The organism is Psychrobacter sp. JCM 18900 (assembly GCF_904846625.1).
In the GTDB taxonomy this organism is placed as follows: domain Bacteria; phylum Pseudomonadota; class Gammaproteobacteria; order Pseudomonadales; family Moraxellaceae; genus Psychrobacter.
The window spans coordinates 1-6,006 of record NZ_CAJHBL010000011.1; the positions used below are offsets into that span (position 1 = coordinate 1).

General features: G+C 38.6%; 7 protein-coding genes and 1 pseudogene. 4 read left to right on the forward strand and 4 right to left on the reverse strand.

Annotated features, from left to right (window positions below; translation table 11 throughout):
- The 3 genes from JMX96_RS13495 to JMX96_RS13505 form a co-directional block, all read right to left on the reverse strand.
- Positions 1-553, reverse strand: a 553-nt coding sequence (locus tag JMX96_RS13495) for a c-type cytochrome (RefSeq protein WP_201569671.1), incomplete at its 3' end; no start/stop codon positions are given.
- Positions 554-643: 90 nt separating this feature from the next.
- Entirely contained in the window at positions 644-922 is a 279-nt protein-coding gene (locus JMX96_RS13500) for a hypothetical protein (RefSeq protein WP_057758559.1), read from the reverse strand.
- Positions 923-1,098: 176 nt separating this feature from the next.
- A complete protein-coding gene (locus JMX96_RS13505; RefSeq protein WP_057758557.1) occupies positions 1,099-1,383 on the reverse strand; it encodes a hypothetical protein in 285 nt (94 codons plus the stop codon).
- A 243-nt stretch (positions 1,384-1,626) separates the two neighbouring features.
- On the opposite strand from JMX96_RS13505, the gene JMX96_RS13510 reads away from it, so the two are divergent.
- Both JMX96_RS13510 and JMX96_RS13515 read left to right on the forward strand, forming a co-directional pair.
- Positions 1,627-2,346, forward strand: coding sequence for a heavy metal response regulator transcription factor (locus tag JMX96_RS13510; RefSeq protein WP_057758555.1), 720 nt, complete (start codon positions 1,627-1,629; stop codon positions 2,344-2,346).
- Complete coding sequence (locus JMX96_RS13515; protein WP_227677059.1) at positions 2,321-3,823, forward strand: ATP-binding protein; 1,503 nt, start codon at positions 2,321-2,323, stop codon at positions 3,821-3,823. Before JMX96_RS13510 ends, JMX96_RS13515 begins: the two co-directional genes overlap by 26 nt.
- 246 nt (positions 3,824-4,069) lie before the next feature.
- Here JMX96_RS13515 and JMX96_RS13520 read toward each other — a convergent pair whose 3' ends face one another.
- Positions 4,070-4,573, reverse strand: a complete 504-nt coding sequence (locus tag JMX96_RS13520; RefSeq protein ID WP_201569673.1) for a hypothetical protein — start codon at positions 4,571-4,573, stop codon at positions 4,070-4,072.
- Between the two features lie 239 nt (positions 4,574-4,812).
- On the opposite strand from JMX96_RS13520, the gene JMX96_RS13525 reads away from it, so the two are divergent.
- Positions 4,813-5,148, forward strand: coding sequence for a hypothetical protein (locus JMX96_RS13525; RefSeq protein ID WP_201569675.1), 336 nt, complete (start codon positions 4,813-4,815; stop codon positions 5,146-5,148).
- A 176-nt stretch (positions 5,149-5,324) separates the two neighbouring features.
- A pseudogene (locus JMX96_RS13530) lies at positions 5,325-5,870 on the forward strand (recombinase family protein).
- Positions 5,871-6,006 lie beyond the last annotated feature (136 nt).

Consider the following 6,006-nt stretch of genomic DNA (forward strand, 5'->3'; position numbering starts at 1 on the left):
CACCATCAAATGACATGCCCAACATATCATCGTCTATCCTAGTCGTTAGCATGGTGTACTGGTTTTCATTTAATTCAGGTAACGATCTGATAAAAGCGACCATTGCCCACATTCTATCATCATCGTGCGAAGCGCCCCATGCTGGCATACCTGATGCCATAATACCGTGTTTAATGGCCCAAAAGGCTTGCTGAGCACCGGCATCGGTCTTATAGCGTTCAACCAATTCAGTATTGGTAAAATTGGGCGGCTTTGGATATAAACTTGCACTAAAATCAGTACTTTCTACCCCAGGAGATAAGTGACAGCCTGCACACATATCTTTATAGTCTGCCCCGCCCGAGCTGATCATTTCTGTCTTTTCTAGGTTTGGAACAGCAATGTCCTTACTAGCATTTGCTATTGAACGCGTACGTGCCGTTTCTAAAAAATTGTAAACCAGCGGACTATGGGCTTGATCAGCACCGATATTTATCACGCCACTAGTCACCACAATAAAAATACCTGTAATAGCGACAAAGACAGTAAGCAGTATCCCTAGTAAAAACTTCATAGTTTTGTCCTAAAAATCCATTTTTGTTAATACCCAATTACTGCTCGACAAAACCATCTAACAATAATATTGAATTTCTACGATCAATGTCTAAGAATCACTTTTACTAGTAACACAGTGCTTTTGGTACATCGCTTTCATTTTGCTCATGTTGGTCATCATGGCTTTCATAGCAGGATCCTTCATATCCATTTTACTATGATCCATTTTGCCCATCATTTGCATGTGCTTTTCCATTTTTTCACAGTTCATCTGATCTTTTTCAGCATGCATTTTTGGGTCATGTGCCAAAGCTGACGTTGAAACGACTAATGCAATAGCTGTTGCTACGATTGATTTAGACAGTGGTATTGATTTGAATAGTGACATGGTAAATCCTTATTTTATTTGGTATGAAGTCGAAAAACTTTAAAATATTAAGTTACTTTAAAGCATACTTTATTGATTCTGACAGAGAGATGACAGCAAGATTACAATTCTGTCATCTTGCTATTTATGGTTTTTAATATTGTCATCAATCCTTTAGTATGACATCAGAGCTGATATTACTTATCGCTACCATATTGGTTAATGAAGTATTTTTCAGACTGTAGATGTTGATCTTTGTGTTCGACCTCACAAGCCACTCTAGCATCGATATAGCTTTTCATTTGGGCGCTAGAAATCTGAGCATCGTTATGATCCAAGTTTTTTGCAAAGTCAGTAACAGCGTCACAGTTATCGATGATGGACGTACTTAGATCCGTAGTATGCGCGTTAGCAGTGGTAATACCGATAAGTACAGATACCGACAGCAGTACTACTTTTTTGAATGAGCCGTGAATTTTCATATAAAGCCTCTTTTGTAAGTTGTTAGGTGTTTGAGTTATTAGGTCATTAAATTAATGACCTGTAAAAATAATTCATAGCTGCTAGATATTAGGAACGAGCCACTATGTTTCATTCATATAGATTAGCAAAAGAAGACTGACAATCTGATTACGAGCACATGACATTTTTGTCAGTTACAAAACGTTTTTGTCATCTATATTGATTAGGATGTCAAATAATCATAATCGTATTGAGGGGTTACTATGAAAATACTACTGGTAGAAGATGAGTTGAAACTAGGCGAGTATATAAAAAAAGGCTTAACGGAAACTGGTTTTATTGTTGATCATCACCTAACAGGCCTAGATGGCTATCATGCATTGATGACAGAAGAGTTTAGCGTGATCCTAATGGATGTGATGCTGCCTGATGTTAGTGGATTTGAGCTGGTGCGCAATTACCGAGCAGCGGGTAAGCAAACACCTGTGCTCTTTCTAACGGCAAAAGATGACTTAAGCGATAAAATAAAAGGGATTGAGATTGGAGGCGATGATTATTTGACTAAGCCTTTTGCGTTTGCAGAATTGATCGTCAGAATAAAGAGTCTGTTACGACGCGCCAATCAAGCCGATTATCAAAGTACGATCCTGCAAATAGCAGATCTCAAGATGGATGTTGCCAAGCGCACGGTACATAGAGGCAGCAAGCCTATTAAGCTCACGGCAAAAGAGTTTTCCTTACTACAGTTTTTATTAGAGCGCCGAGGTGAAGTGCTACCACGTACCGTGATCGCCTCCCAAGTATGGGATGTGAATTTTGATAACGATACCAATGTGATTGATGTGGCGATAAGGCGTCTGCGTATAAAAATAGACGATGGTCATGAGGCAAAGCTCATTCATACTGTGCGTGGAATGGGCTATCGCTTAGAGGCGATGGCTACTGAGGTCCAAAGTGATGCGGACGGAGACGATTCTAAATAGCATGAACCATACACTCAGAAACCGGCGCTGGTCACTGCTATGGCGAACGATTTCCTTATTGACAGTCTTCGTTATTATCTCTCAGGTCATCATCTATGCGTGGGTGCAGCGCTCTGTGAGTGGACACTTTGAGCAAATGGACTCAGAGATTATCACCCATGCGGCTTTTAATCTGCGTAAACGCATGGTTAGTGTTAACGAGCCCATAGAACCATTCACAGTGTCAAAGTCCCAATCACTCATTGATGACAATCACTTGCATTCCTCTTGGCTGGATTATGATTTAAAAACCTTAGTAGCAGATAAAAAAGGCAAGTTATTATCCAGTGACCCCAGTAGTTTCATTCATAATTTGCCAGCCGATTTTAGCTTGTTATCACTATGGCAGGAACATCACGATCAGCAGTTTATGATCAAGATAAACAATAGGCATTACCGAGCCATTATTATTCCAAATCAAGAGATTTTGGCGTTTATTGCCCTACCTACCAATGTGCATCATCAATATCTTATCCAGTTTAATCGCCAGCTGAGCTTGATACTCACAGCCATCACCTTGCTGTTGGTTTCAGTAGCGGCATTAAGTGTGTATTGGGGGTTTGCGCCTCTGGCCACTATCGTCCAAAAAATGAAAGGCATAAACCTGCAAAGGTTAGACGAAAGAGTGTCGGTTGGCGATATGCCGTTAGAGCTGCGACCACTAGCAGAGTCTTATAATTCGATGATGGTCAAGCTTGAAAGTAACTTTGAATCATTATCACGGTTTTCAGACAATATCGCTCATGAGCTACGTACGCCAATAGCGACGCTGAGTACACAAACGCAGGTCATGTTAACTAAGCCAAGAGAAGGCGACGAATACATTGAGCAGCTACATCATCAGCATGATACGTTAGAGCAGTTATCCGCCATGATTAACAATATGCTGCTACTGGCAAAAACCCAGAAAGGATTAAGTGATTCGCAAATCAGTCACGTGGATACGGATAGTTTAATCACCAAGCTTGTTGATTACTATGAAATGATTGCAGAAGATCGAGGGATAACTTTTGAGAAATCAGGTGATTTTGAAATGGTGTTGGGTGATGAAGGCTTATTGCAACGGCTGTTTGCCAACCTGATATCAAATGCCATTTATTATGCAGCTAGTGATAGTACTATCATGATATCCGCTACCATCCTCACCTCAACCACCTCACTTAATGTGACTAAAGACGAGGTTCGACCCTCAAAGCAGCAACGGTTAAGGATAACGATGACCAATCGTTTAGACAAACCATTAGATCAGAAAGAGGCTGATAAATTATTCGAGCGATTCTATCGTCATGATAAGACTAGTCATAAGTACGCAGGTACAGGATTGGGATTGTCTATCGTGCAGGCCATCGCTAATGCCCATAAAGGTAAAGTCAGTATTACTATCAAAGAGGAGTATTATTTTGAGGTTAAGGTAGCGTTATTGATGGCTAGTTATTAACCTTCTTTGTACTATGAAGCTTGAGATTTAGAAATGATAAGTATTGATGGATCAACAAAATATTGAGATAGGTTTGCTTATATTGTGAGAACAATAGCGGTACCCTAGTGAGGACTCGAAACTTGGGCTGTAGGCTAATGGTATCAAGGTTTTGAATTATTGTGATAACTGTAGTGTACTTCATGGTGTACTGTTTGAGCTACTCAAGATTATTTAAGTATGATGGTATCTATACTCAAATATTTATCACTTGAAGTTATAATTATAGACACGTACTACCCCAATAGTAGCATCAGGATTATCTATCACCTCTTCGCCACCGGCGAAAAAGAATATTCCATCAATGAACTGTCCTTTATCATCTGCTAAATAGTGTGCATCTTCTGTATCATCCAAAACTAACGCATGGTCTATATCTCCGATACGACTGCCCATTTTGATACCACCATCAAAGATTTCGCCTTGATAACCTTCACCAACTTCAATGAAGATAAGCGTACCTTGTTCAGAAAAACTAAGCTCTAGTGTAGGATTTTTAAAGAATATTGCGTATCCGTTACCGTATGACGAACCCCATTTATATAGTAAGACTCCTTCATTATTGTTTACCAAATCAACATTCCAAGGAACTTTATTGCCATCTACACTCTCATCGACATAATGCAAAAAACTTTGCAATTTTTCACCTAGTGCGAACCCTGCTAAGGATTTGCCAATCTCTGCTTTAGCATGTAAATCCAAATGAGCCATTTATTTAGTTAACCTTATATTGATTAATAAGCTTTACAAGCCCAAAAATAGTATTAAATCGTGATCGGTGCGCTATACAGGCATCGAACTGCTAGTGTTAGACATAAATTTAATAACTACGAAATCGTTGGCATAGGTCATTATCATTGAGCGGTATGATTCAAGGCTTTCAAGTTAGTTTCTACGGGATTGACAGTGTAAATCACAGTATTGGTTACAGTTAATACGGACGACAAAAAATGAATAATATACATAATGAGCATATATATTACATACAGCAAGCTATTAAAAAATTTGAACTAGGCAATATACACTTTCATGACTTTAAAAGTAGAATGGTTGGCTGTACTGTTGGACTAGAAAATCATATTAATTGTGACTATGACTTGGATAGACTCATTGATGTTTGGTTTGAATCTATAGAGTTTTGCTACCTAGAGAAAGATTGGCAAGCTTATGGGTTAGAAGCTGGTTACTTCATACTCGAGGCATCAAAAGCTTTTCCTAACAAGGTTTTTCTTCCTGAAAACTCTGATGTAGTAAAAGACCAATTAACTAGATTTTTCGAAAAATAGGCTATACCCCAGTGGAACCAGCTATTTCACCCTTCAAACCTATTAATAGACTACTTAAAATAGACTGGTATAATGGAACCACTTATAACAGACTATTTTAGGTATTTATGTTTATTAGAGCTTATCTAAGAGCGTTTATCAAAGAATAAGATGCCAAGCGTGCCAAAAATGAGCTTATACAGTTTGCTACTGATCATGGTCACAAAATTGCCGCCTTCTATGTTGAAAACGAGTCAGGCGCAACTTTAATACGTCCACAGTTAATGTAACTGATTGATGACGCCCATGAAGGCAATATAATTTTGGTTGAGCAGATTGACCGCTTGGCACGTTTGAACCAAGCTGATTGGGATATTCTTAAAAGAATGCTATCAGAAAAAAAGCTGGCAGTCGTATCAAAAGAGCTACCGACATCATATATTGCGCTTCAATCTGAGAGCAGCACTGAATTTATGAGCAGCGTATTGCAGGCCATTAATTCAATGATGCTTGATATGCTCGCTGCTATTGCTAGAAAGGATTATGAAGATCGACGTAACCGTCAGATGCAAGGTATTGCTCGTGCTAAGACAGAAGGTAAATATTTAGGACGTAGGAAAGATACCGAGAAGCGTAATATTATCGCTAGTCTCCTAAAATTCGGACATAGCTATTCTGAAATACAAGTTACAGCTAAGTGCTCACGTCAACTGATAGCTGTTGTAGCTAAAGAAGTGGCTTAATACTCAAATACTCAAATACTCAAATACTCAAATACTCAAATACTCAAATACTCAAATACTCAAATACTCAAATACTCAAATACTCAAATACTCAAATACTCAAATACTCAAATACTCAAATACTCAAATACTCAAA

Coding starts and splice junctions, on each gene's coding strand:
- JMX96_RS13525 (WP_201569675.1), top strand. CDS start 4,813: ATGAATAATATACATAATGAGCATATATATTACATACAGCAAGCTATT.
- JMX96_RS13520 (WP_201569673.1), bottom strand. CDS start 4,573: ATGGCTCATTTGGATTTACATGCTAAAGCAGAGATTGGCAAATCCTTA.
- JMX96_RS13500 (WP_057758559.1), bottom strand. CDS start 922: ATGTCACTATTCAAATCAATACCACTGTCTAAATCAATCGTAGCAACA.
- JMX96_RS13510 (WP_057758555.1), top strand. CDS start 1,627: ATGAAAATACTACTGGTAGAAGATGAGTTGAAACTAGGCGAGTATATA.
- JMX96_RS13505 (WP_057758557.1), bottom strand. CDS start 1,383: ATGAAAATTCACGGCTCATTCAAAAAAGTAGTACTGCTGTCGGTATCT.
- JMX96_RS13515 (WP_227677059.1), top strand. CDS start 2,321: ATGCGGACGGAGACGATTCTAAATAGCATGAACCATACACTCAGAAAC.